At 37.6% G+C, this 25,396-nt stretch carries 16 protein-coding genes; 4 read left to right on the forward strand and 12 right to left on the reverse strand.

The features are described from left to right. Window positions 1-82: 82 nt before the first annotated feature. From MR062_RS03870 to MR062_RS03900, 7 genes are all read right to left on the reverse strand, one after another. Entirely contained in the window at window positions 83-1,261 is a 1,179-nt protein-coding gene (locus MR062_RS03870) for a FecR family protein (RefSeq protein ID WP_242202767.1), read from the reverse strand. 139 nt (window positions 1,262-1,400) lie between these two features. Further along, window positions 1,401-2,846: a LamG-like jellyroll fold domain-containing protein gene (locus MR062_RS03875; RefSeq protein ID WP_242202768.1), complete on the reverse strand. Its 1,446-nt coding sequence runs from the start codon at window positions 2,844-2,846 to the stop codon at window positions 1,401-1,403. A gap of 527 nt (window positions 2,847-3,373) precedes the next feature. Next, window positions 3,374-3,964: an RNA polymerase sigma factor gene (locus MR062_RS03880; RefSeq protein ID WP_242202769.1), complete on the reverse strand. Its 591-nt coding sequence runs from the start codon at window positions 3,962-3,964 to the stop codon at window positions 3,374-3,376. 624 nt (window positions 3,965-4,588) lie between these two features. Then, window positions 4,589-6,526 (reverse strand): auracyanin family protein, encoded by a 1,938-nt coding sequence (locus tag MR062_RS03885; protein ID WP_242202770.1) that lies wholly within the window; start codon window positions 6,524-6,526, stop codon window positions 4,589-4,591. A gap of 5 nt (window positions 6,527-6,531) precedes the next feature. Then, window positions 6,532-8,421 (reverse strand): family 16 glycoside hydrolase, encoded by a 1,890-nt coding sequence (locus tag MR062_RS03890; RefSeq protein ID WP_242202771.1) that lies wholly within the window; start codon window positions 8,419-8,421, stop codon window positions 6,532-6,534. A gap of 380 nt (window positions 8,422-8,801) precedes the next feature. Further along, window positions 8,802-9,317: an azurin gene (azu, locus tag MR062_RS03895; protein WP_242202772.1), complete on the reverse strand. Its 516-nt coding sequence runs from the start codon at window positions 9,315-9,317 to the stop codon at window positions 8,802-8,804. 269 nt (window positions 9,318-9,586) lie between these two features. Beyond that, entirely contained in the window at window positions 9,587-11,179 is a 1,593-nt protein-coding gene (locus tag MR062_RS03900; protein WP_242202773.1) for an NADP-dependent glyceraldehyde-3-phosphate dehydrogenase, read from the reverse strand. A 309-nt stretch (window positions 11,180-11,488) separates the two neighbouring features. Between MR062_RS03900 and MR062_RS03905 the strand changes: the two genes are divergently transcribed. The 3 genes from MR062_RS03905 to MR062_RS03915 all read left to right on the forward strand — a co-directional run bounded on the left by MR062_RS03905 (window position 11,489) and on the right by MR062_RS03915 (window position 16,451). Continuing rightward, on the forward strand, window positions 11,489-12,253 hold the full coding sequence (locus tag MR062_RS03905; RefSeq protein WP_242202774.1) for a 3-keto-disaccharide hydrolase: 765 nt from the start codon (window positions 11,489-11,491) through the stop codon (window positions 12,251-12,253). A 20-nt stretch (window positions 12,254-12,273) separates the two neighbouring features. Next, on the forward strand, window positions 12,274-13,719 hold the full coding sequence (locus MR062_RS03910) for a Gfo/Idh/MocA family protein (RefSeq protein ID WP_242202775.1): 1,446 nt from the start codon (window positions 12,274-12,276) through the stop codon (window positions 13,717-13,719). A gap of 488 nt (window positions 13,720-14,207) precedes the next feature. After that, window positions 14,208-16,451, forward strand: coding sequence for a DUF7133 domain-containing protein (locus MR062_RS03915; protein WP_242202776.1), 2,244 nt, complete (start codon window positions 14,208-14,210; stop codon window positions 16,449-16,451). On the opposite strand, the gene ilvA is transcribed toward MR062_RS03915, so the two are convergent. The 5 genes from ilvA to ilvD form a co-directional block, all read right to left on the reverse strand. Next, the gene (gene ilvA / locus MR062_RS03920) at window positions 16,448-17,713 is read right to left on the reverse strand and encodes a threonine ammonia-lyase IlvA (protein WP_242202777.1); all 1,266 of its coding nucleotides are present in this window, start codon (window positions 17,711-17,713) and stop codon (window positions 16,448-16,450) included. The two genes, MR062_RS03915 and ilvA, sit on opposite strands and share 4 nt — an antisense overlap. A 96-nt stretch (window positions 17,714-17,809) precedes the next feature. Beyond that, the gene (gene ilvC, locus MR062_RS03925; protein WP_242202778.1) at window positions 17,810-19,285 is read right to left on the reverse strand and encodes a ketol-acid reductoisomerase; all 1,476 of its coding nucleotides are present in this window, start codon (window positions 19,283-19,285) and stop codon (window positions 17,810-17,812) included. A 15-nt stretch (window positions 19,286-19,300) separates the two neighbouring features. Beyond that, window positions 19,301-19,834 (reverse strand): acetolactate synthase small subunit, encoded by a 534-nt coding sequence (gene ilvN, locus MR062_RS03930; protein WP_242202779.1) that lies wholly within the window; start codon window positions 19,832-19,834, stop codon window positions 19,301-19,303. A 124-nt stretch (window positions 19,835-19,958) separates the two neighbouring features. Continuing rightward, window positions 19,959-21,695 carry a biosynthetic-type acetolactate synthase large subunit gene (gene ilvB / locus MR062_RS03935; protein ID WP_242202780.1) on the reverse strand — a complete coding sequence of 579 codons (1,737 nt, stop codon included), beginning with the start codon at window positions 21,693-21,695 and terminating at the stop codon, window positions 19,959-19,961. A gap of 41 nt (window positions 21,696-21,736) precedes the next feature. Continuing rightward, complete coding sequence (ilvD, locus tag MR062_RS03940; protein ID WP_242202781.1) at window positions 21,737-23,422, reverse strand: dihydroxy-acid dehydratase; 1,686 nt, start codon at window positions 23,420-23,422, stop codon at window positions 21,737-21,739. 652 nt (window positions 23,423-24,074) lie between these two features. On the opposite strand from ilvD, the gene metK reads away from it, so the two are divergent. Further along, window positions 24,075-25,328 (forward strand): methionine adenosyltransferase, encoded by a 1,254-nt coding sequence (gene metK, locus MR062_RS03945; RefSeq protein WP_242202782.1) that lies wholly within the window; start codon window positions 24,075-24,077, stop codon window positions 25,326-25,328. Window positions 25,329-25,396 lie beyond the last annotated feature (68 nt).

The raw sequence follows: 25,396 nt of genomic DNA on the forward strand, positions 1-25,396 counted from the left end.
TCCAACAGTTTCTGGTTTATTTTTACAAGTAATTTTTTGATTGAAATGTGATAAAAGGAGTCGTTTTATTTCATAGTCATTATTATTTAATGGTTATATAATTGTTGTTTATTGTATAATCTATATTGTATGTTATCTTTAAATATTCTAATACTTTTTCAATAGGAACGTCTTTAAAGCTCGCATTAAAAACCTCTTGGGCAAACACTTTATTTTCTATGGTGATTGACACATTATAACGACGTTCTAATTTTTTAAGGATGTTTTCAAAAGTCATATCCCTAAACACCAGTTCTCCATGAATCCAAGAAGTATAAATACTTGTTATAACTGGTTTTGTTTCAATAGCCTTGTCCTTTTTATTAAAACTCCCTTTAATGCCAGGCTTTAGCATAACCTTTGCTTGTTCTTGAGAATCAACTTGTTCACCTGTCTTATACATACTAACGGAACCCTCTACTAACACTACATCGGTAACCTCATCCTCAGGATAGGTAGACACATTGAACTTGGTTCCATAAACCTCAACATTAACTCCCTTGTTATTAACAACAAAGCGGTGCTTTTTATCCTTAGCTACATCAAAATAGGCTTCACCTTCCAAAAAAACATCTCTACTATATCCCTTTAAAAACTTAACGGGATATTTAATGGACGTCCCTGCATTTAAATGCACAACTGTACCATCGGACAATAGTAATTCAAATGTTTGTCCATAGGGAATATTTAAGGTATTATAAGTAAGTGTCTCTATTTCTACTTTATTAGAATAGGCAATGCTATTTCTAACCTGTTTACCTACAATACTTCCTTTTTCATTGGTTAAATCTTGTGTAAGGTTAATATCTATAACTTTTACCTCCCCATTCTCCAACTGAAGTGTAACCTTGTCTTGTCGGATATGTTCTATATCCACTTCCAGATTTGAGGAATTGTGGCTCATTTTATAAAGCGTCCCTACTAAAATAAAACCTACAAAAATTGCGGCTACCCTCAAGAACCGTTTAACGGCCCCACTACCATTATTTTGATCCTTAGTATGAGCTATTATGTCTTTATAAATATGAAAAGAAGCCTCTTCTTCCATTTCAAAGTCATCTTCACCCATAAGTTCGTTGATCTCTTCAACATCTGGAATGGAATCGATATCCTTTACACCTTGTGTTTTAAAGAAATTTACAAGCTCTTCTCTTTCCTCTTTAGAACATGTATTTAACGCATGTTTCTTTAGTAAGTTTCTAATATGTGGATCTTTGATCATGCACTAATTTATAAATATTCTTGGGCTGTTTACTTATAATACAGTTGAAAATGCATAGAGTACTACTCGAAATACATTTTTTTACAAAAAAAACTAACTTGTGATTAATATGCTTCAAAAACACACCACAAGAAGCATTCTATTTTACCAATAATTTTCCAACGCCAATTTTTGATGCTGTTTCCAATCGGTAAAAATATACTCCTCTTGATAGTGTTGGGATATCTATCTTATTTCCTGTTTCTATTTTTAAATTATACACTTTTTTTCCAGCTACATCAAATAAAGAAAAAGCTGCCGTTTCATTTAGGTCTTTAATTCGCAGCACATTACCTTTCTCTACAGGGTTGGGATATACCTTGAAATTACTTTTCTGTAAATCATAAATTCCCAAAGCAGCACTACTACCAACATAAAACTGGCTAAAAGAGGTTATTCCGCTAAAGCTTGCCGACTTGTTTGTTGTATTTATTGATGATGCCGTTGCAATCGACGCTCCCCAATCGCCTTGGGCATCCGAGCTGCTTGACCGCTTAAAAAGTTCTGTATTAGGCACTGTTGTTCCATCTATATTATTAATTCCAGAAAATGTAATGTCACTTATGGCAGTAAAAGAACTGTTGGCGCCATAGTTATTTATTATCCAATAGGTATCATCAATGGCGTTGGTAGCAGGCAAATTACTTGGCGCATTATCCAATTTTGTAACCACCACATCACCTCCTGGGCCAGCATCTATAAACGTCATTGAAGCTTTAGCCGTACTAAAATTATAGGTTCCTGCTCCATTTATGGTCATTTTTTCACTTGCTCCGGTTCCTATTGGTGCCATAGAGGGGTCTATTGTAGGCAAAGTAGCTCCTGCAATACGAGCATCGTAACCACTTTTAAAATCATGGATGTAATTTGTTGTGCCATCCATAAAGCTATTAAACTGGTAGTAGCTTATAATACTAGCGTCGTTGTCCAAATCCGTTTGCGATTTAATTAAGTGCCTTGCCAACCTTAATTCGTCGATACTTAAAGCCCGGCTATACACGGTAACTTCATCTATATACCCATTGAATATTCTATTACTATAATTATTATTGCTTCCTATCCAAAGCGTAGTGTTCTCTGTAGTTATTGCACTTGGTGCAGGGTCATTTACTTCCCACACCTGATCGTTAAGAACAATGGTTATTTTGGTAGCATTACCAGATATGGCCACAAAAGACCATTCATTATCTGGAACGATCAAACCTGTGTCATATCCATAATGTGCTGTTCCCGGCCAGTGAAACCCTAACTGCCGGTTATGGGTCTCCCCTGTTACTGCTTTTAGGTTCAATGCTAAGGTCCCTGTTGGTGCCGTACTGCAATAAAACGATGCAATTGCGGCCCATTCATCTTGGTCTCCCTCAGGTTTTATCCAAGCCGTTATGGTCATCTCTGCGGTATTGGGAACGGTAAACCCTGTTGCTCGAGCATCGGTCCATTGACCTTTGGTTCCATGATAAGCTTTACCCGCCAAAGGATCTGTTTGAGCATTAACCACAAGGTTCATCCCTAAAAAAATCAATAAAAAAGTAATCTTTAATTTCATAATGTTATTATATTAAATTATACAAAAACCATTAACACAACTTTTAAAAACAGGTATTTTAGGGCTACTGCAATTTTTGATCTCCTAATAAAGTGGTTTAACCTTTTTATATTAAATTACTATTACTCTATGCTCTTCCAAAACAATCTCAATTGAGATAATTTTCATACATTTTCATCTTAAATCAAAAAACTCAAACCACTTTACCTATACTATGGTTAAACTATTAGTAGGCGAACCTCCTTTGGCATCGATCTATACCATTTCCTGGTCTCCCCATGTAGCTTCAACTTTACTACATGAGTAATTACAGAACAAGGTAGAAAAGCATACTAATAATGCTAATTTGATTGTTTTCATAGTTTTAGTTTAATAGCAAATAAATAATTTTATGATTACGTACTTATAGTACAGCTCCAAACAGACAAAGTACTATTCCAAAACAGCATTTTTTTAATAAAATTTTTAATTTAAAATTTAAATGTTTGAATTTTAACACATTAACAAACAATAAACTTTATTAAAACCTAGTAAATTAAAGGAAGAATAAACAGGAAAGTTAAATTTTCATGAGCAAATAAAAAGTCTCTTATGGTATCCAGTGCACTGCTCATTTGGTTTTTAACAGTGCTCTTAGATATCCCTAATTCTTTACTTATTTGTTCATGGCTCAAGCCCTTATCTCTTGAAAGCTCAAAAATGAGTTTTCGTTTAGGCGATAATTTATTTATTGCCTGTTGTTTTAATTTTTCAAGATAAGCTTCTTCGAAAATAGCATCCGTAGGATTAGAAAATTCAGGAGCTGTATAAAACACACGCTCTCTTATTTTCTTATCGTTAGCAGCCTTTTGCAAAAAGTTTAGGGTTAAATTACGCGTAATGGTAAAAATATAAGACTTGAAAGACAAATTAGGATCAAGGTTCTCACGGTTCAACCACACCTTTAGAAATACATCTTGGACTATTTCCTCTGCATACTCTTTTTGTTTGAGCATGCTTTTGCTATACCTGTAAATATCATTCTTATAGAAATTGAATAAATTTAGAAAGGCACTTTCACAACCATTTGCAACCCGCCTTACTAAAAAAGAATCATTATACTGATAGTTTTTACTCATCAAATCTAATTCTTAAATTATTTTTATTTCTATTAAATGATAAACAAATATGGGATATTAATACTAGTCACTCGATTTAGATAACAAATCAGTAAGCAAAGTATTAAAATTTTGTTAAATAGGAAACAAGCTCATTACTTACGCTTGTTCAAAAACATTGATTAAACACATAGCAACCATGTCCATAAAAACCCTACTATAGTTAACATGTACCTTCATTCATCAATAATGATAGTGGTACTGTTTTGGACAAAAAAACGAAGAATCAATCCACCCTTTTGACGAATTTGAACAACCTTTTCATCGATTTTAATATGGCAAAAATTTAATATTTGAAGTATAATTATTACAAGTGCGATTACAAACAAACTAATTTAGGCTATAGAAAATGATAAACTTCATTCAATAATACAATTTGTTAGCCTTTAAGTCTTCATAATCCATAATACTATTGATTTGTTAACAACAATATAATCGTGTTTCAAAATTTAAAAATTAGAGACAGCGACAATTAACGGTTTAGAATATAACCTTATCTCCTAAACACAAAAAAGGACTATAAAATTTTACAGTCCTTTTAATTTAAATGCACAATTTAGTCTTACTAATTCAAGACACAGTTTATTATTTATCATCCAACGAATTTATCCAAGCTGCTATCTTTAAGGCTTCTGTCTTTGGCACCTGAGGCATTGGCGCCATAGGTGTAGCATATTCTGGCCAGTTTTTGGGTTGTGGGTTATAGATTAGTTCCACAATCTTTTCGTTGGAATAATTACGTTTTGCTATAGCCTTAAATGAAGGCCCAACAACACGCTTATCTTTATTATGGCAAGCCACACAGGTATTATTGGTTAATAATGGCTGTATTTCTTCATCACTCAATACAACAGTTTTCTTAACCCCAGTCTTTTTCTTAACAGTTGCTCTTTTAACAACTTTCTTTTTAGCACTAGAACGCTTGGTAGACAATTCAAACAAGGGCAACTTATTGCCATCTGGAATATTATTTAATGTATAATAGAAGGTTGGGTGCAATGTGAGTTCATCTTTTCCTTTTAGTTTAACACCCTGTAAGGTCAATTCATGTACATAGTACTGTCGTAAATTATCGATTACCACACGAACCCTAAGACCGTCGTTACTAACCTTTACACCTTTTATATTGATATCTTCTATATTCGTTTGTGGGCTGCCATAAACCGGATGGTACTTATATATATAGCTTTTACCTTTATAGGAGTCTAAATCTTCAGCACTGGTCTTATCTACCGGTTTAGTAAATTCTATTTCAAAACCATCGGGCATGGCCTTAACGGTTTTCATTTCAAAAGGCATGCGCCCTGTCCATGATACAAATTCCAATCCTGAATTTGTGGTTCCTGCCGAGCCCCAACCTCTATTGGTCTCTCCTACAAAGAGGTTACCTTCATGGTCGAAATCCATACGTAGTACGCCCGACTGGAAACCAGATCTAAAATCGAAAGCAACACCTTGGTATTGGCCTTTAACCTTTTCAAATGCCACCCGCATGATTTTACTTTGCCCCATATCGCCAACCAATGCCTGACCTTCAAAAGGCCCGAATTTACCTTTAGTATTATCTACTTTAATTTCAGAATTCGAAATGCCCAAAATACCATGTGGTAAGATGACTGCCGGCAATTGCAGTTCTGGGAAATATTCTTTTGCCTTGTATAGAAAATCTGGATTTTCTTCATTGGCTATATTTTCAGGCTTCACAAAGCGGCCATCTTTTTTAACTTGCCTTTTGTCAATTTTACTATAAAATTCTTCTTCGGTAAGTTTAACAGGAGAATTTTCAAGACCAGTCCATCTCAACCCTGCTGGATGTACTGTAAACGCTCCTTTGGGCAAATGCCATACCCCACCAGAACCAATCCAATCGCCTTGATTATCGGTGTAGAACAGTTCGCCGTCTATAAGCCCATAACCCGCTGGTGAACGCATCCCTGTAGCCCATGGCTCCATTTGTCCGTCTTCAGTAATTTTCATCGTCCAACCACGCCAAGGCACACGACTTTCTCCGCGCCACCACTCTTCACTGTCAAAAGCAACATTGGCTGTAACAAAAAAGGAATTATCGGGCGCTAGGACAGGTCCAAAGGAATATTCATGATAATGTGTCGATAACGGCCATGCATATACAGTTTCATACACATCGGCAATTCTATCCCCATTGGTATCTACCAATTTTGTTAATTCACCACGTTGCGCGGTATAAATAGCCCCATCTTTATAAGCAAGACCTAGGGGCTCATGTAATCCAGAGGCAAACTTTATAAAGGTGGACGCCTGGCCATTAGCCATGTTTGGATTCTCTATGAGCCATACATCACCGCGCCTAGTACACACCGCTACACTACCATCGGGCAAGGATAACACTCCACCGCCTTCAATTAAAATACCTTCGGGAGTTGGCATGGTGGTAATTCGATAATAATCCTCTTCTTTCGGCGTGTTTTGGGCAATAGTACTTTGTAAAAACCCAACTGTTAATAAAACTACTAATATTCTATATTTATAACTTGTTTTCTTCATGACCCTTACCAAATTAATTCGTATTTAACTGCTCTTCCATCAACGGGAACCACCAATTCTGCTTCTCCATCTACTTCCCTTATTGCAGGGGTTTGGCCCGTAATAAGTTTTATATAGTACTGTCCGTTTATAGCATAAGAACCGTTTGGCATCTTTTGAATTTCACCAGAAGCCAACTTACAGTACCAATTTTGTAATCCTGTTTTTGAAAAACGGATTTCATGAACAATATGGGTGTTTGCAGCATTAGGCACTATACTATTTTCAATTTCCACATCTTTATATACATGTTTGAAAATGGGCAATTGGGTAGCTTCATTGATACCATACCCTTTTGAAACAAAATCTGGAGCAGTACCTGTTTCAGGAAATGCTTCATTAGAACCTGAAAGTTGTGCTATAGGCTGATTCAAAAAAGTCCATTGTACCGCCCCTCTTGGTCTAAAAGAACCATCTCCTCTACTATGCCACATGGGCGTCGCATCTACAAAGTCACCTCGCCAAACCCCAATAAGGTTGCCCGACCCTAAATCGTACACATAATTAATACCTTTAGGCGTTCCAACCCCAATGGTATGCGACAGACGTTTACCATTACCTTGAAAACTCACAAAGGCCCTTAATAACCTTGGCGTAGCATCTGGCTGAACAAAAATAGGAGAAATGCTATTGACAGCTGGTGGATACGAATTATAAGTATGGAATACTTTTGGATATGTCGCAGCTGTTCCCACAGTAAATCCTAACCGTGGTGCCCGCCATCCAGCAAACTTGATATTGGTCAACTCAAAGTCATGTTTACCAGCTGTTAGCTTTAAAGTAGCATTTAGTGTTTCTTGCCTATCTGAAGCATTTTTTCGAATAACCGGAACACCATCAACCTTCAGCAAAACACCTCCGGTATATCCCACAGACAAATTATAATTGTCTTCTTTTGGGATGTTCAGCTCACCTGTAAAACGAATACCATAGGCATCCTCTTCTCCAGTCAAGTTCACATCAATTAAATTGGTTTCTCCTTCTGAAAGCATACTGACTTCCCTTATTTCATCCAAACCTTTAAAAGCACCTTTATATGCTTTATATTTCAAAGAAGAAACAGACACATTGGAAGGTTCCAATAATTGATAGGCTACATTTTTAATTGCAACAGGGCCGTGATCTCCCTGAATCATAAGCGGTCCTTTAGCTACTTCATTTTTCTCAATCGGCCCACCAGTATAATGTGGCACTTCCACATTGCTATGAATGACTACGCCATTAAGCACTACCGAAACAAATTTAGCATGGGCTATTTTCTCCCCTTTATCGTTAAATCGGGGAGCCTGAAAATGAACCTTAAGGGTTTGCCATAATCCTGGTGCTTTAGACGCATTACTCAATGGCGGAATACCTCTAAAAATTTTATCTGGTGCAGATTCCCAATTGTTATGAATACCCCCCATATCGGACACCTTCGGATTAACCACACCCCAACTATCTTTTAATTGCAGTTCGTACCTCCCCTGAAAATAAATACCCGAGTTAGAGCCTTTGGGCAACATAACTTCCAATTCCAATTTAATATCGCCATGCTCCCAATTGGTTTGTAATCTATCTCTTTTCTCTGAATCGTTTATATTAAGAAGGATTCCTGTTCCCGCTGTAAAAGTTATTGGTTGGGGAACTTCCTCTAGCTTATTTCGCTTTCTCCTACGCTTTTTAGTTTTAGCGTTCTGTTCGTGCTCTTGCATATCGTGAACATCCAAATCTGGATTTACATTAACCCCTCCAACAATTTGCCAGTTTCCGGCTTGTGGGCTAAAATCATTTAAATTCTCAAGCTTCATTTGCTCTTGGGCAAACAAATGGACTCCAAAGAGGAGCATAATGACCAATAAAATTTTAATTTTCACTCGTTTAAATTTTAATAATTATTTGTTTTTAAGTCATGCCTCACTTCGGTTCATTGCTCTCAACAAGCTCGGCACGGGAATGTAATTTGCCACTTAACATAAGCTGGCGACAAGATTTGTTATGGCTCATTTCATAAATAATTTATTGTAACAATTAAACTTAAAACACAGTTTAGCAACTGTTTTCAATAAGCAATGAAACCAAATATATGTAAACAAATCAATAGAACTGTGCAGTATTATTCACTGAAAAAAATTATACATCACTTAAATAACTTTCCTTAAACCAGATTACTAAGTGACAAGTTATCGATTATTTACAACAAAAAACCCCAAAAAAACAGTAGCTTTTGGGGTTTTCGCTTTATGGGATTACAAACTTATTCTACAATAAATTTTCCTTTCATCATAGCGTAATGACCAGGAAAGCTACATAAAAATTCATATGTTCCAGGTTCTGGGGCATCAAACTCTATAGAAGTTGTTTCTCCACCGCCAACTAATTTTGTATGGGCAATTATATTGCCTTCTTCACCAGATGGTATATAATCTGTATCTTTAGCGGTAGCCGACTTAATCGCAAAAGCTGTTAAGTCTACCCCTTTTTTAAGCAACACAAAGTTATGTCCCATAACATTTTTGTCTAACTTGCCAACATGTCTTAGGGTCAATTTTACTTTCTTACCAGCTTTTACTTTAATTTCGGACTTGTCAAACTTCATTAAATCATCCCCGGAAATAACTATGTTCGCAACGTCGTCTTCAACTTTTTTCTGGGGTTCTTCGGTCTTTTTTTCATAGGAGAAACCTTCTTTTTTCTTTTCCTCTTTTCCGCCACAACCCATTAGTATTGTACAAGAAAGAATCGATACAAATACATACTTTAATGTTTTCATTTTAGTCAAATTTGTTTAGTGTTATTTTATGCATTTAAATTACTCAAATTTATGCATATACACCAATATTATTGTACAGTATCATTCAGTGAAAAAAATTATACATATAATTATCCAATAGCAAACCCCAAGACCACTCCTTTGTAAGCATTAATTACCAAGACTTGCATAATTTTATAATCTTTGAAATAGTTCTCGATATGTCCCGTCTTTGGCGGACACTCGAACTGGCACTTTTAGAATTGGTTTGACCCAAAATGCACAACGGGTTATAATATGTAATCGGTACTTATAAAATTAGATGTTTTCTTTTCCAATAACCCTTCTAATATGGCTTTGTTGTATTCATTATCCTTAGACGCTACAAAAGTTCGTATAGAAAAAGACCGCAGGGCATCATGTACACTTAAGGTGCCATAAGCTGAATCTTTTCTTCCTGTAAATGGATAAACATCTGGGCCACGCTGACAGGAACTGTTTAAATTTACCCTACATACCAAGTTTACCAAAGTATCTATTAATGGTGACAGTGTATGGATATTTTTGCCAAATAAACTCACTTGTTGTCCATAATTAGATTCTGCCATATCATCTAAAGGCTCTGCAATATCGGTAAAAGGAACTACAGGTATTACTGGTCCAAATTGCTCTTCCTTATAAACCCGCATGGCTTTGGTTACTGGATATAATACGGCAGGAAAAATAAAATTATCTGTAGTGTCCCCTCCTTTTTTGTTTATAACTTTAGCGCCATTTTGAACTGCATCATCGATTAACTCTTGAATATAGGCCGGTTTTTCGACCTCTGGCAGTGGCGTTAATTTAACACCATCTTCCCAAGGGTTTCCAAATTTAAGCTGGTCGACCTTGTTTGCAAATCGTCCATTAAATTCTTCCACCACAGATTCGTGCACGTACAATACTTTAAGCGCTGTACAGCGCTGCCCATTAAAAGACAAGGTTCCTGCAATACATTCGTCTATAGCCAAATCTAAATCGGCATCTGGAAGCACTATAGCAGGATTTTTAGCCTCTAGTCCCAAAACCATACGCAACCTGTTTCCTTTAGGGTGTTCTGCTTGAAGTGCATTGGCAGACTTACTGTTCCCTATTAAAGCCAGAACATCTATTTTGCCGGATTGCATTATGGGCGTTGCCAAAACACGGCCACGACCATAAACAATATTAACAACACCCTTTGGAAAGCTGCTTTGAAACGCTTCCATTAACGGCGAAATTAATAATACCCCCAATTTTGCAGGCTTAAAAATAACTGTGTTACCCATAATTAATGCTGGGATAAGCAGTGTAAACGTTTCATTTAACGGATAATTATATGGCCCTAGACACAACACCACGCCCAGCGGTCCGCGACGGATGTGCGCATAAACCCCACTGTCTTTTTCAAATTTCGCAGAATCCCTATCAATTTGCTTATAGGCTTCAATAGTATCATATATATAGTCTACCGTCCTATCGAATTCTTTTTCTGAATCGGACAGGTTTTTCCCTATTTCCCACATTAAAAGCTTCACCACTTCTTCCCGTTTGGTTTTCATTTGCTCTACAAACTTTTCCATACAGGCAATTCTGTCCGAAACTTTCATTGTTGGCCATAATCCTTGTCCCTTATTATATGCCAAAGCTGCAGAATCTAAAGCCTCCAAAGCTTCTTTTTCCCCTAATTGCGGTACGGTACCTAAAAGGGTGGGGTTATAAACTTCAGATGAGGAAATCGTAGAAAAAACTTCGGCAGTATCTCCCTTCCATTGTTTCAATTCTCCATTAACCAAATAACTGTTTTGGTGTAAAAGTGAATCGATTTTATAAGCCTCTGGTATCTCTGTAAAAGACGTCTTCATAATGTAGTTTTTATTGATTTATATCTTTAAGCTAATAGCTAAGATACCTATCTTTTTACTGAATTCTCCTATAGAAATTACCTATCTTGGAAGAAATATTGAATTCTTAACGCTTTAATTACAAGGCCATAAAACCTGTATTGCGAAATCGATTTCGGCTGTTAATTTTATTCCAGAATTTTAAACTAACAATACCTTAAGCCGAAATTAATTTAACCTAATTACATTTTGACCGATCACAAAACCTTAACAACTTACCTTACAAATCATTCAATTTCTTATATTTAGGATTTTAAAAATTTTCCAAACATGAAACACCTATTTTTTACATTATCCTTTAGTATCTTTTTATTAGCTTCCTGCAAGCATAAGGAAGACAAAAAACAGACACCTTTAACACAAGAAACGACAGACGTATCCCAGACTAAAGAAAGTGACTGGATCCACCTTTTTGACGGCACCAGTACCAAAGGGTGGCGTGCCTATAATGGAGAGTCTTTGCCTTCTGGTTGGGTCATAAAAAATGGAGAACTAACTTTTGATACCGAAAAACGTACAGAAGCTAACAGAAAAGGCGGCAAGGATATTGTTTATGCCGCTGAGGAGTTCGATAATTTTGAATTATACTGGGAATGGAAGATTCCTGAGGGTGGCAATAGTGGCTTGATGTACCATGTTAAAGAAGGCGATTGGCCGCCATACGAGGTATCTCCAGAATATCAAATGCTAGATGATTTAAAATGGGAGAAAATTAATAATGCCACCTTAGAAGAATGGCAAAAGACAGGAGCCGACTACGCTATGTATGTACCAGATTTAAGCCAGAAAATAGTAAAACCAGCTATGGAATGGAATACGTCGCGCATCATTTTTACAGCAGAAAAAGTAGAACATTGGCTAAACGGAAAAAAACTGCTTGAATTTGTCCCTTGGTCAGAAGATTGGGAAACTCGAAAAAAAACTGGAAAATGGAAAGATTCTCCAAAATATGGCACTTTTAAATCTGGATACATTGCAATTCAAGACCACGACAGCCCTTTATGGTTACGAAACATCAAAATAAGAAAATTATAATTATTTAAGGATAGCAAAAAATGGATAAAAGAGACTTTTTAAAGAAAAGTGGTTTGGGATTAGCAGGTATAACCTTAGCTCCGTCATTAGTCATGTGTAAAGAAAAAACGGTAATAAATGAACGCATCCGAACTGCCCATATTGGCGTTGGTGGTATGGGAAGAGCAGATCTTGATGCCATTGCATCACACCCTTTAACAGACATCGTTGCCTTGTGTGACGTAGACTCCAATATGCTTTCTGAAGCCAAGGCTTTGCACCCAAATGCCAAAGTGTTTTCAGATTATCGTGTGATGTTAAAAGACATGAAAAACGATATTGATGCTGTTATTATATCTACTCCAGACCATACCCATGCCCCTGCTGCTATGTTAGCCATGAACATGAGCAAACCGGTATATTGCCAAAAACCTTTAACGCATTATGTTTCTGAAGCCAGAGCCATGAAAAAGCTAGCCAAAGAAAAGAATCTCATTACACAAATGGGCATTCAGGTACATTCGTTTTACGACTATAAATTGGCTACATTATTAATCCAATCGGGAATTATTGGCAAAGTACATACCGTACACGCCTGGTCACCAAAAAATTGGGGTTATGATGGCCCTGCACCAGAAGGCAGCGATCCAACACCAAACACTTTGGACTGGAACCTTTGGTTAGGCACTTCTAAAGAGAGACCTTATAAAGAAGGCTACTACCACCCTGGTAATTGGCGTAAATTAATGGATTACGGCTGCGGCACTCTTGGTGATATGGGCGTTCATATTTTTGACACACCTTATAACGCCCTTCAATTGGACGTCCCCAGAACCATTAAAAATGAATGTCGTGCAACTACTGGTTTTGGTTATCCTGAAAACAATATAGTGACCTACGAATTTCCCCAGACCAATTATACAGCCGAAACTTTAAAATGGATTTGGTATGACGGTCCCGGAGCTCCTAAAGACCATGAAGACTTAATATTACCGGGCATGGATATGTCAAATAAAGAAGCCGATACTCCAAACAGTGAAGACGCTTCTTTAGAAGACAAAGTCTCTCTTGATGCCAAAACGGCCAGTGAGGGAAGCTTGCCCGAACAAGGTGCTATGTTTGTTGGTGAAAAAGGGCGCTTACTTTTGCCCCATTTTATGCAACTGCCCCAAAAAATTGTGGATGGGGAATATGTTGATATTTCTTCGGAAATTGATGCTATTTCAAAAGCAAACAATTTAGGGGAGCCCATTCGAAATTATGATTCTGAAGGCCCTAAGCATTACCACCAATTTATAGATGCCTGTTTAGGCAAAGATACTTGTAGTGCGCCGTTTTCATATGCATCGAAATTGACCGAAACTATTCTTCTTGGCGTTATCGCCGGACGCTTCCCCAACCAAACATTGCATTGGGATAGCGTAAATGCTAAATTTAAAGAAGCAGAGGCCAACCAATATTTAGAAGGTAAATATCGTGAGTTTTAATAATCCTTTTTTAGCACATAAAAATGCCTTCTAACTGGCAACAATAAGTTTACATTATAGACCTCTCAGTTTTTTTAACCTGTGAGGTCTTTTTATTCAAGTGATTTTTATTATGCTCTCAAAATATTTAGCTAGAAGATTACAATCTATTTCTAACCAAAATATATAGAAACTTCAAATACTTTATATGAGTTTCTTTTTAGTATATAAATATTGAATTTTGATGAACAGATGACCCTGAACAGCATGTCCAAAGGGAGTCCTGCCCTTGCGTTAGGGATTGAGGCATTGTTGGAGCTCCCTGCAAGGAGCGACTGCCGAAAGCCCGGCCCCGACCCCGAGGGAGGGGAACGCCAAAATGTTTAAACTATTGGGACGCTCTAAAATTTTAGACAAAAAAAGCCTTAAACATTATAAAAAGTTTTAGTAAAATAAGACCTTTGCCACTTAATTAATGCCTTCAATTTGTGAAAACAAAAAACGCCTGCATGAAATTTTTATGGATATTAACCCCTCTACTACTTATTACTGGATGTAATCCCGTAACCTATAACGAACCCATAATTTCTTTGGACAACTACCAAATTGAAGATGGCTTTAAGTTGGAGGCCATAGCTTCTGAACCATTTATTGAAGCTCCTGTAACGATGGATTTCGACAACCAAGGCCGAATGTGGGTTGTTGAAATGAAAGGCTACATGCTAAACTTAGAGAATTCTGGTGCCGATATGCCCAACGGCACCATAAGCATTTTGGAAGACTTAGACCATGATGGCATTACAGACCATTCCAAAATATTTATGGACAGTCTCGTATTGCCCAGAGCCATTGCCCACGTTTATGGTGGCCTGCTCTATGCCGAACCTCCAAACCTTTGGTTTGTTTCTATAGAAAACGACAAACCCGTTAATAAAATATTGGTCGACTCCTTATATGCCGATGGTGGCAATGTTGAACACCAGCCCAACGGCTTAATGATGCATATTGACAATTGGATCTATAATGCCAAATCGAATTTCCGATATCAAATGAAAAACGGAAAATGGATTAAGGAACCCACCTCTTTTCGAGGGCAGTGGGGCATTACCAAAGATAATTTTGGACGACTTTATTACAACAACAATTCCGTTCAACTTATTGGTGATTATGTATTGCCCAACACTACTATTAAAAACCCTTATTATAAACCCCGCACAACATTAAACAAGACCTTAACACCGGACCAACGTGTCTATCCGTTACACCCAACCTCTGTGAATCGCGGTTACCAAAAAGGGGTCTTGGACCAAGACAGCATTTTAATTAATGTGACATCGGCTTGTGGCCCATTAATTTATAGGGGTGATCAATTTCCTGATCAATACCTTGAAAACGCCTTTGTTTGTGCTCCAGAAGCCAATTTGGTAAAGCGGCACATATTAACATTTAAAGACCATACAGTATCGGCTAAACAAGCAATTCCACAAAAAGAGTTCATCGCTTCCACCGACGAAGGGTTCCGCCCAGTAAATCTTTTTAACGGGCCAGACGGCAATTTGTATGTTGTAGATATGCACCGTGGCATTATACAGGACAAAGCCTTTTTAACGCCATACTTACAAAAACACTACGCCAATAAAAAATTGGACACTATTATTGGTATGGGACGCATCTTAAAAGTGAGCCAAAATAAAAGCACTCCCAACAACAAGCCTATTGCTTTGGATAAACTTGGCACTAAAGCTTTGGTTAACTTACTTAACAGCCCTAATGGTTGGCTAAGGGACAGAGTGCAACAATTGCTCGTTTTCAAAAAAGACAAAGCAGCTATTCCGCTTTTAAAAGCCATTGCTTCAAACCCAAAAAATGCCATAGCCCAAATACATGCCTTACATACTTTAAATGGTTTAAACGCCCTTGATTTCAAACTATTGGAACAGGCGCTTTCTTCCAACAGTAAAAGTAGTGTAATTTGTCACGCTATAGTTTTATTGGAAGCATTTGCTTCGGAAAACAATATAGAATCGGCATACGGTCTAATAAACAATCTCCTAAAAAGGAACAATACTGAAATTGACCTATATCTTGCCAGTACATTGGGCGAATGGGCACAACAAGCTCCTGATAAATTATTCCCAATACTTTTAAATTTATCAAATAAATACAATGAAACGAAAGCTTATCAAGAAGCCATTATAAATAGCTTAAGAGGTCTTGAAAACGAGTTTATGGATTATTACAACACCCAAGCTGATGCTTCTAAATCTGTTTTATTTGAATTATTAAACCAAACATTAAAGAATCAAACAAATGATTCCAAAAATGCCATCTACACGCAAACCTCGGTTGGCACCGACTCAAGAACTGCAGGATACATGATATTTAAAAACATTTGTGCCACTTGTCACGGTATTGACGGTAACGGCATAGACGGGCTAGCCCCTCCATTAAAAAATTCGGAATACGTAACGGAGTCAACCGAAAGATTGGCCTTGGTTATTCTGCATGGTTTGTCCGGCCCAATTCATGTTAATGGCGAGCAATATAACTTAACCCTTACCATGCCCGGTTTGGCCAATAACCCAGAGTTTAGCGACGAGGACATTCAAAACCTCATTAGTTATTTAAACAATGCCTTTACCGATGGCTCGATTGAAAATATAAGCCTAGAAACCTTAAAAAGTTTAAGGGACAAAAAACCTATTAACGGTAGTACTTATACTGAGGAGGAGTTACTTGAATTGAAACACTAAACCAAAAACTGAAACAGATCGGGTTTATTGTTCAAATAATCACCATAAAAATTACGCTGCTTCATTTTGGTGATTAAAGGCTCTAAATCGTCGGTTGATTTTAATTGAATGCCTACTACTGCCGAACCGTTTTCCCTACTGGTTTTTTTAGCATATTGAAAATAGGTAATATCATCATTAGGTCCCAAAATATCTACCACAAACTCCCTTAAGGCTCCAGCTCGTTGAGGAAATTTCACTATAAAATAATGCTTTAAATTGGCATACAATAAGGCGCGTTCCTTAATTTCAGAGGTTCGGGTAATATCATTATTACTGCCACTTACCACACAAACCACGTTTTTGCCTTTTATTTTTTCAGCATAAAAATCCAATGCCGAAATGCTTAAGGCTCCTGCTGGTTCAACTACAATAGCATCTTTATTATATAAATCTAAAATAGTGGCACAGACTTTCCCTTCTGGAACGGTAATAACCTCATGTAAATTAACTTTACATATCTCAAAAGTTAAATCTCCTACACGCTTAACCGCTGCCCCATCTATAAACTTTTCAATATGGTCCAGTTCGGTATTCATGTTATTTTCTATAGACGTTAACATGGAAGGTGCGCCTTCGGGTTCAACCCCTATAATTTTGGTTTGTGGGGATAAAGTTTTAAAAACGGAAGATAAACCTGCTGCCAATCCTCCACCACCAACAGGTACAAAAATATAATCTATTGGTGTATTCGTCTGCTCTATAATTTCCAGTCCTATAGTCGCTTGTCCTTCTATCACCTTTTGGTCGTCAAAAGGGTGGATAAAAGCTTTTTGCTTAGCATTGCATTCTTGCATTGCCGCATGATAGGCATCGTCGAAAGTATCGCCAACCAACTTAATTTCAATAAAGTCTTCACCAAACATTTCAACCTGCTCCACTTTCTGCTTTGGTGTTGGCGTTGGCATGTAAATAGTCCCTTGTATTTTCAGTAATTTACAGGACAAGGCAACGCCCTGCGCATGGTTTCCTGCACTGGCACAAACCACACCATGCTTTGCTTGTTCTAAGCTAAGCGAATGTATTTTATTATAAGCCCCTCTTATTTTATAAGATCTTACTTGCTGAAGGTCTTCACGTTTAAACAAGACATTGGCATCAAACTGCTTTGAAAATCTCAAACTAGGGCTTAAAGGCGTAACTGCCGATACTTTTTTAATAGTATCGGCAGCTTGCTTTATATCACTAAGATTAGGAAAATATGTTAGGTTTTCCTTATTCATAACAAACTATGTTTTAGACCTGCAAGGTTAGAGATATTAGGTTAGCTGTTAGATTAGACCTACAAGGTTGTAAAAACCTTGCAGGTCTCGTTTAGTTTAAACAATAGGTTTCATTGCGGTCATAGACGCTCTTAAGAAAGTACCGATTTTTTCAACAGGATGTTCTCTTAAGGCTTTATTCACCTGAATTAGCTTAGCGTTATCTACGCTATCACCGTTATCTTTTGCATAAGGTTTACCAATAACATTGGTATCTATGGTCTTCATGAAATCAGTTAACAACGGCTTACAAGCATGATCGAACAAATAACATCCGTATTCTGCAGTGTCTGAAATCACACGGTTCATTTCATATAATTTCTTTCTTGCAATGGTATTAGCAATAAGTGGTGTTTCGTGCAATGATTCGTAATAAGCCGACTCGTCTATAATACCAGATTCAGTCATCGCCTCAAATGCCAATTCTACACCTGCACGAACAAAAGCTACCATTAACACGCCATTGTCGTAGTATTCTTGTTCTGAAATTTCAACATCGCCAGCTGGTGTTTTTTCAAAAGCAGTCTCTGCAGTAGCGGCTCTCCAATCCAATAAGTTTTTATCGTCATTGGCCCAATCTTCCATCATACCTTTAGAGAAGTTTCCTTCCATGATATCGTCCATATGCTTTTGGAATAACGGACGCATGATGTCCTTTAACTCTTCAGACAATTCGAAAGCTTTTATTTTAGCAGGATTGGACAAACGATCCATCATGTTAGTAACACCACCATACTTAAGACCTTCGGTAATGGTCTCCCATCCATATTGGATTAATTTTGAAGCATATCCTGGATCGATTCCTTTTTCAACCATTTTATTGAAAGAAAGGATAGATCCTGTTTGCAACAAACCACAAAGGATGGTTTGCTCACCCATTAAATCAGATTTAACTTCAGCAATAAAAGACGATGCCAACACACCTGCTCTATCACCTCCTGTAGCTACGGCATAAGCCTTGGCTTGCGCCCATCCTTTTCCTTCTGGATCGTTCTCTTCGTGTACGGCAATTAAGGTCGGTACACCAAAGCCTCTCTTGTACTCTTCCCTAACTTCTGTTCCAGGACATTTAGGCGCCACCATTATAACCGTTAAATCCTCACGAATTTGCATCCCTTCCTCTACAATATTAAAACCATGAGAGTAAGATAATGTTGCTCCTTTTTTCATTAAGGGCATTACCGCATTAATTACATTGGTATGTTGTTTATCTGGAGTTAAATTCAACACTAAATCAGCCGTCGGAATTAATTCCTCATAAGTACCAACTGTAAATCCATTTTCTGTTGCATTTACATAGGAAGCACGCTTTTCTGCAATTGCAGCATCACGTAAGGCATAAGAAATATCTAACCCAGAATCTCTCATATTCAATCCTTGGTTAAGCCCCTGCGCACCACAGCCTACTATAACAATTTTTTTACCTTTTAGAGCATTTACTCCATCTTCAAACTCTGAAGATTCCATAAATCTACATTTCGACAATTGCTCTAATTTGTCCCTTAACGATAAGGTGTTAAAATAATTTCCCATTTCTAATTTTAATTATTATTGGTTATTGAATGCCAAAAGCATTTCGGTTATTTTCATTTCTTCTTTAGTTACTGCGATACGTCCAGAGCGCACAAACTGCATAATACCAAATGTACTTAACGCTTTGTGCAAGGCCTCTATTTCATGGCGCCTTCCCGATTTTTCCAATACGAAAAACTCTTTATTTACCGTTACGATTCTAGTATCGCTGTCCTTTATAATATTTTGAATTTGAGGCTCCTCAAATAACAAGTCCGATTTAATCTTAAACATACAAGACTCTGTAAAAATGATATCTTCATCGGTATGGTAATAAGCCTTTATGGCTTCTACTTGTTTTTCTATTTGCCCTATAATTTTTTTGGCCTGGGACTCTGTAATATTTACAACAATTACAAAGCGGTTTACACCTTCAATTTCAGATTGTGAAGTTGTTAAACTTTCTATATTGATGTGTCTACGCTGAAAAATAGCTGATATACGATTTAACAACCCAATATTGTTTTCGGTATAAATTGAAATCGTAAAAGTTTTTATTTCTTCGTTCATTTTGTTAAAGATGAATGAGATAAAGATGAAAGAGAAAAGACTGCTTTAATAAAATCTTGATGTCCCTTTAATATGATCTCTCGTTAATTTCTGTTTTCTTTGATCTATATTCTTGCTTCTTGATTTAACTTAGGCGAATATCTGAAACCGATGCTCCTGCCGGAATCATTGGGAACACATTATCTTCTTTTTCTACACAAACCTCCAAGAAATAAGCACTGTCTGAAGCCATCATATCCTTAACGGCATCGGCTAATTCTTCTCTTTTGGTTACCTTTTTGGTTTTTAAGTGATACCCTTTGGCAATGGTTATAAAATCTGGATTGATCATTTCGGTAGACGCATAACGCTTATCGAAAAACAATTGTTGCCATTGACGTACCATACCTAAAAACTCATTATTCAACACCACAATCTTAACGGGTATTTTTGTTTGGAAAATGGTACCCAGTTCCTGAATATTCATCTGGAAACCACCATCTCCAATAATGGCTACTACGTCACGATCTGGCGCTGCCATTTTAGCTCCCATAGCTGCAGGAAGTGCAAAGCCCATAGTACCCAAACCTCCAGAAGTAATGTTACTTTTGGTTTTATTAAATTCGGAGTAACGACAAGCAATCATTTGGTGTTGCCCTACGTCTGAAACTATAGCGGCATTCCCTTCGCTTTGCTTGTTTATTTCCTTAAGCACCTCACCCATAGTCAATCCTTCTTTGGTTGGGTGAATATCATCCTTTATAACTTTTTCAAACTCTATGGCGTATAGCTTTTTAAACTCTTCCAACCATGCCTCATGCGAATTTTCATTTAGCAATGGCAACAAGGCAGTTAAACTTGTCTTAGAATCTCCTAAAACGGCCACATCGGTTTTTACATTTTTATCAATCTCTGCTGGATCTATTTCAAAATGGATCACTTTGGCTTGCTTGGCATAGGTTTTTAAGTCCCCTGTCACACGATCGTCAAAACGCATACCAATAGCAATCAAAACATCGCATTGGTTAGTCAGTACATTAGGGGCATAATTACCATGCATCCCTACCATGCCAATATTTAACGGATGTGATGTTGGTATTGCCGAAGCTCCCATAATGGTCCATGCCGCAGGAATTCCGGCTTTTTCAATAACGGCCTTTAATTCTGCTTCTGCCTTACCTAGAATAACGCCCTGTCCCCAAACAATCATTGGCTTTTTTGCAGCATTAATTAAGTCGGCTGCAGCCTTTACTGATTCTGGATTGGTCTTCGGCACAGGAATATAACTTCTTACACCTGTACATTTTTCATATTTAAAATCTAATTCAGAAACTTGAGCATCTTTTGTAATATCGATTAAAACAGGTCCTGGACGTCCACTTTTAGCGATATAAAATGCCTTAGCCATAACTTCTGGTATTTCTGAAGCTTTAGTGACCTGATGACTCCATTTGGTAACAGGCGTAGAGATCCCTACAATATCGGTTTCCTGAAAGGCATCGCTCCCAAGCAAGTGTGAAAACACTTGTCCTGTAATACACACCACTGGCGTAGAGTCTATCTGGGCATCGGCAATTCCTGTAATTAAATTGGTAGCTCCAGGGCCAGACGTTGCCATAGCCACACCAACTCTACCAGAAATTCTTGCGAAACCTTGAGCCGCATGTGCAGCACCTTGCTCATGGCGTGTAAGTACATGATGGATTTGATCTTGATACTTGAACAACGCATCATACACTGGCATGATAGCGCCACCTGGATACCCATAAAGTATATCAACACCTTCGGCTATCAAACATTTTACAACGGCTTCACTTCCACTAATACGTTCTGTTGTACCTGCTGAAGTTTGTTTTGTTTCTAATGTCTCTGTTTCTTTCATAATCTCAATTATTGTTTATGAGATTTCCGCTTTCGCGGAAACTAAAATGCATCTGTCACACAACCTTTTGAAGCCGACGCAACCGATTTTGCATATTTATATAATATTCCTTTTTTGTGTTTCAATTCTGGAGCCACCCATTGAGCCTTTCTTTCGGCCAATTCCTCATCAGACAGCAATACATTAATAGAGTTGTCTTCTGCGCTAATTCTAATTCTGTCTCCTGTTTTTATTAATCCGATGGTGCCACCTGTTTGGGCTTCGGGCGTAATATGACCTACTACGAAACCATGGGTACCTCCCGAGAAACGACCATCTGTAATTAATGCCACCGATTTCCCTAAACCAGCTCCCATAATTAGGGATGTAGGCTTTAACATTTCTGGCATACCAGGACCTCCTTTAGGCCCTACATAGCGTATAACGACGACATCGCCTTTTTCCACCTCGCCATTAGATATTCCTGTATTAGCTGCCTGCTCACCATCGTAAACCACTGCTTTACCTTCGAATACCAAACCTTCTTTTCCAGATATTTTTGCAACAGCACCTTCAGAAGCTAAATTCCCGTAAAGGATTTGCAAATTGCCTGATGATTTTAAGGCTTTATCTGTTGGATAAATAACATCCTGATCATTTTCAAATTCAAGCGGCGCAACATCTTTTAAGTTTTCGGCCAAAGTCTTTCCTGTTACGGTTAAACAATCGCCATGCAAGTAGCCATTATCCAATAAGTATTTCATAACCGCCGGTGTTCCGCCAATGCCATGTACATCTTCCATTAAATATTTTCCGGAAGGTTTTAAATCGGCAATCAATGGCGTCCTATCGCTTACACGTTGGAAATCCTCTAAAGTAAATTCGATATCGGCAGCATGGGCAATGGCTAAAAAGTGCAATACCGCATTGGTAGAACCTCCTAGGGCGTTCACTAAAGCAATAGCATTTTCGATAGACTTTTTAGAAATGATGTCCAATGGTTTTAAATCTAATTCCAATAAATTTTTGACCGCTCTTGCTGTTCTTTCTGCTTCCGATAATTTATTAGGGTTTTCAGCAGGAATGGATGAATTGTACGGCAAAGAAAAGCCCATACACTCTATAGCCGAAGCCATAGTATTGGCCGTGTACATTCCGCCACAGGCACCCGCTCCAGGAATGGCTCTTTTTATAATCTCTCTATACTCATCATCATCAATTTCGCCCGCTACTTTTTGTCCTAATGCTTCAAAAGCCGAAACGATATTCAATTTTCTTCCTTTGTAATTTCCAGAGGCGATAGTACCACCGTACATCATTATTGATGGTCTGTTTAAACGTAACATGGCAATAACGGCTCCTGGCATGTTTTTATCACAACCAACAACTGACACCAATGCATCATAACTTTGTGCATTCATTACAGTCTCAATAGAATCTGCAATAATGTCGCGTGATGCCAATGAGTAGTTCATACCCGAAGTTCCCATAGAAATTCCGTCACTAACTCCAATAGTATTAAAGCCCAAACCGACCATACCAGCAATCTTACATTCGATTTTTACCTCGCTGGCCAAACCGTTTAAATGCATATTACATGGGTTGCCATCATATCCTGTACTGGCTATACCTACTTGAGGTTTTTGCATATCTTCATCGGTCAAACCAACAGCATATAACATGGCTTGCGAAGCAGGTTGTGATTGGTCTTGCGTTAGTCTTTTACTATATTTATTGAGTTCCTTCATTTTTGTTACAGATAATTTTGCGTTTTATCTTATTATGATTTAATATTCTTTGTGTTTTAAGTTTTTTTGTGAAAAATCTTCAAATTCCCCAAATAATTGTCGAAATTAAATTATTACACCCTTATACGTCATTTCCTTTATAAACACAGGTTAAATCCACAATCACCAAATCCAATGTAAACTGCTACATATCAGTATTTTAAACTGTATTTTTTATGATGTCCAAAAAATTAAAAAATGTGCAACAAAAAAGCCTTCCGATTAGGGAAGGCTTTAAATGCTTTATATTTAATACATACCATTCCCTATCGTCGTGACATAATCACAATGACAATAATAGAAATGATATTTAATATTTGCTTGTTCATCTTATCGGTACAAATATTTATAAATAAATTTTAACTACCAATTTATTTTCGAAAAAAGTTAAAATCGGTTTTTGTTTCTTTTTATTTTTTTACTTTTGCCAACACAAAACAATAGAGGATAGATTTGACTGATTGCAACCTCTTTCTGAATCGATAAAATCGAGGAGGAGATGCCATAACAGCGCTTCGACAAGCTCAGCGTGACAGTACGGCATTAAAAATGCTAAAGGCAGTTATAAACTTCCTTTGACGCTCTCGTCAGATCTTCCGTTAAATTTTATTTTATGCCATATTTATTTACTTCGGAAAGTGTTTCTGAAGGACACCCCGATAAGGTTGCAGACCAAATTAGTGATGCTTTGATCGATAACTTTTTGGCCTTTGATGTAGACTCTAAAGTGGCCTGTGAAACATTGGTTACTACTGGTCAGGTTGTGCTTGCAGGAGAAGTGAAGTCGCACACCTATTTAGATGTACAGCAAATTGCCAGAGATACCATTAATAAAATTGGTTATACCAAGGGCGAATACATGTTCGATGGTAATTCGTGCGGGGTATTCTCTGCCATCCATGAGCAATCCGATGACATTAACCGTGGGGTAGACAGAGCCAACAAGGAAGAACAGGGTGCCGGCGACCAAGGTATGATGTTTGGCTATGCCACCAACGAGACCGAAAACTACATGCCTTTGGCATTAGATTTGTCTCATCGCATTTTAAAGGAATTGGCCTTGTTGCGTCGTGAAAATAAAGAGATTACTTATTTAAGGCCCGATAGTAAAAGTCAGGTAACCATTGAATACAGCGACGACAATATCCCACAACGTATTGATGCCATTGTAGTATCGACACAGCACGACGATTTTGCCGATGACGACACCATGCTTGCCAAAATAAGACAAGACATTAAAGAAATTTTAATTCCAAGGGTAGTTGCCAAACTACCTAAGGCCACCCAAGCGCTTTTTAACAGCGATATAAAGTACCATATTAACCCCACAGGAAAATTTGTTATTGGTGGACCTCATGGCGATACGGGATTAACGGGACGTAAAATTATTGTAGACACTTACGGCGGCAAGGGTGCCCATGGTGGTGGCGCCTTTTCTGGTAAAGACCCTAGTAAGGTAGACCGTAGTGCTGCTTATGCTACTCGCCATATTGCTAAAAACCTGGTTGCTGCCGGTGTTGCCGATGAAGTTTTAGTTCAGGTAAGTTATGCTATTGGCGTGGTAGAGCCAATGGGTATTTTTATTGACACCTACGGTACGTGTCCGTTTAACATGATCGATGGTGAAATTGCCGAAAAAGTATCCCAGATTTTTGATATGCGCCCATTCGCTATTGAAGAACGCTTAAAACTGCGCTCCCCAATGTACAGTGAAACGGCTGCTTATGGACATATGGGACGTACCAACGAAACCGTTACCAAAACCTTTACCCAACCTAATGGTGAAAGCGTTACCTTGGATGTAGAGTTGTTTACTTGGGAAAAATTGGATTATGTAGATAAGGTGAGAGAAGCTTTTAGCTTATAATCTAAAGTTCTGTATAAAACTAAAAAACTCCATAAAGCTTTATGGAGTTTTTTAATTTCTATATCATG

Origin of the sequence: Aestuariivivens insulae (assembly GCF_022662195.1) — a bacterium.
Lineage (GTDB): Bacteria > Bacteroidota > Bacteroidia > Flavobacteriales > Flavobacteriaceae > Aestuariivivens > Aestuariivivens insulae.

Coding starts and splice junctions, on each gene's coding strand:
- MR062_RS03870 (WP_242202767.1), bottom strand. CDS start 1,261: ATGATCAAAGATCCACATATTAGAAACTTACTAAAGAAACATGCGTTA.
- MR062_RS03875 (WP_242202768.1), bottom strand. CDS start 2,846: ATGAAATTAAAGATTACTTTTTTATTGATTTTTTTAGGGATGAACCTT.
- MR062_RS03880 (WP_242202769.1), bottom strand. CDS start 3,964: ATGAGTAAAAACTATCAGTATAATGATTCTTTTTTAGTAAGGCGGGTT.
- MR062_RS03885 (WP_242202770.1), bottom strand. CDS start 6,526: ATGAAGAAAACAAGTTATAAATATAGAATATTAGTAGTTTTATTAACA.
- azu (WP_242202772.1), bottom strand. CDS start 9,317: ATGAAAACATTAAAGTATGTATTTGTATCGATTCTTTCTTGTACAATA.
- MR062_RS03900 (WP_242202773.1), bottom strand. CDS start 11,179: ATGAAGACGTCTTTTACAGAGATACCAGAGGCTTATAAAATCGATTCA.
- MR062_RS03905 (WP_242202774.1), top strand. CDS start 11,489: ATGAAACACCTATTTTTTACATTATCCTTTAGTATCTTTTTATTAGCT.
- MR062_RS03910 (WP_242202775.1), top strand. CDS start 12,274: ATGGATAAAAGAGACTTTTTAAAGAAAAGTGGTTTGGGATTAGCAGGT.
- MR062_RS03915 (WP_242202776.1), top strand. CDS start 14,208: ATGAAATTTTTATGGATATTAACCCCTCTACTACTTATTACTGGATGT.
- ilvA (WP_242202777.1), bottom strand. CDS start 17,713: ATGAATAAGGAAAACCTAACATATTTTCCTAATCTTAGTGATATAAAG.
- ilvC (WP_242202778.1), bottom strand. CDS start 19,285: ATGGGAAATTATTTTAACACCTTATCGTTAAGGGACAAATTAGAGCAA.
- ilvN (WP_242202779.1), bottom strand. CDS start 19,834: ATGAACGAAGAAATAAAAACTTTTACGATTTCAATTTATACCGAAAAC.
- ilvB (WP_242202780.1), bottom strand. CDS start 21,695: ATGAAAGAAACAGAGACATTAGAAACAAAACAAACTTCAGCAGGTACA.
- ilvD (WP_242202781.1), bottom strand. CDS start 23,422: ATGAAGGAACTCAATAAATATAGTAAAAGACTAACGCAAGACCAATCA.
- metK (WP_242202782.1), top strand. CDS start 24,075: ATGCCATATTTATTTACTTCGGAAAGTGTTTCTGAAGGACACCCCGAT.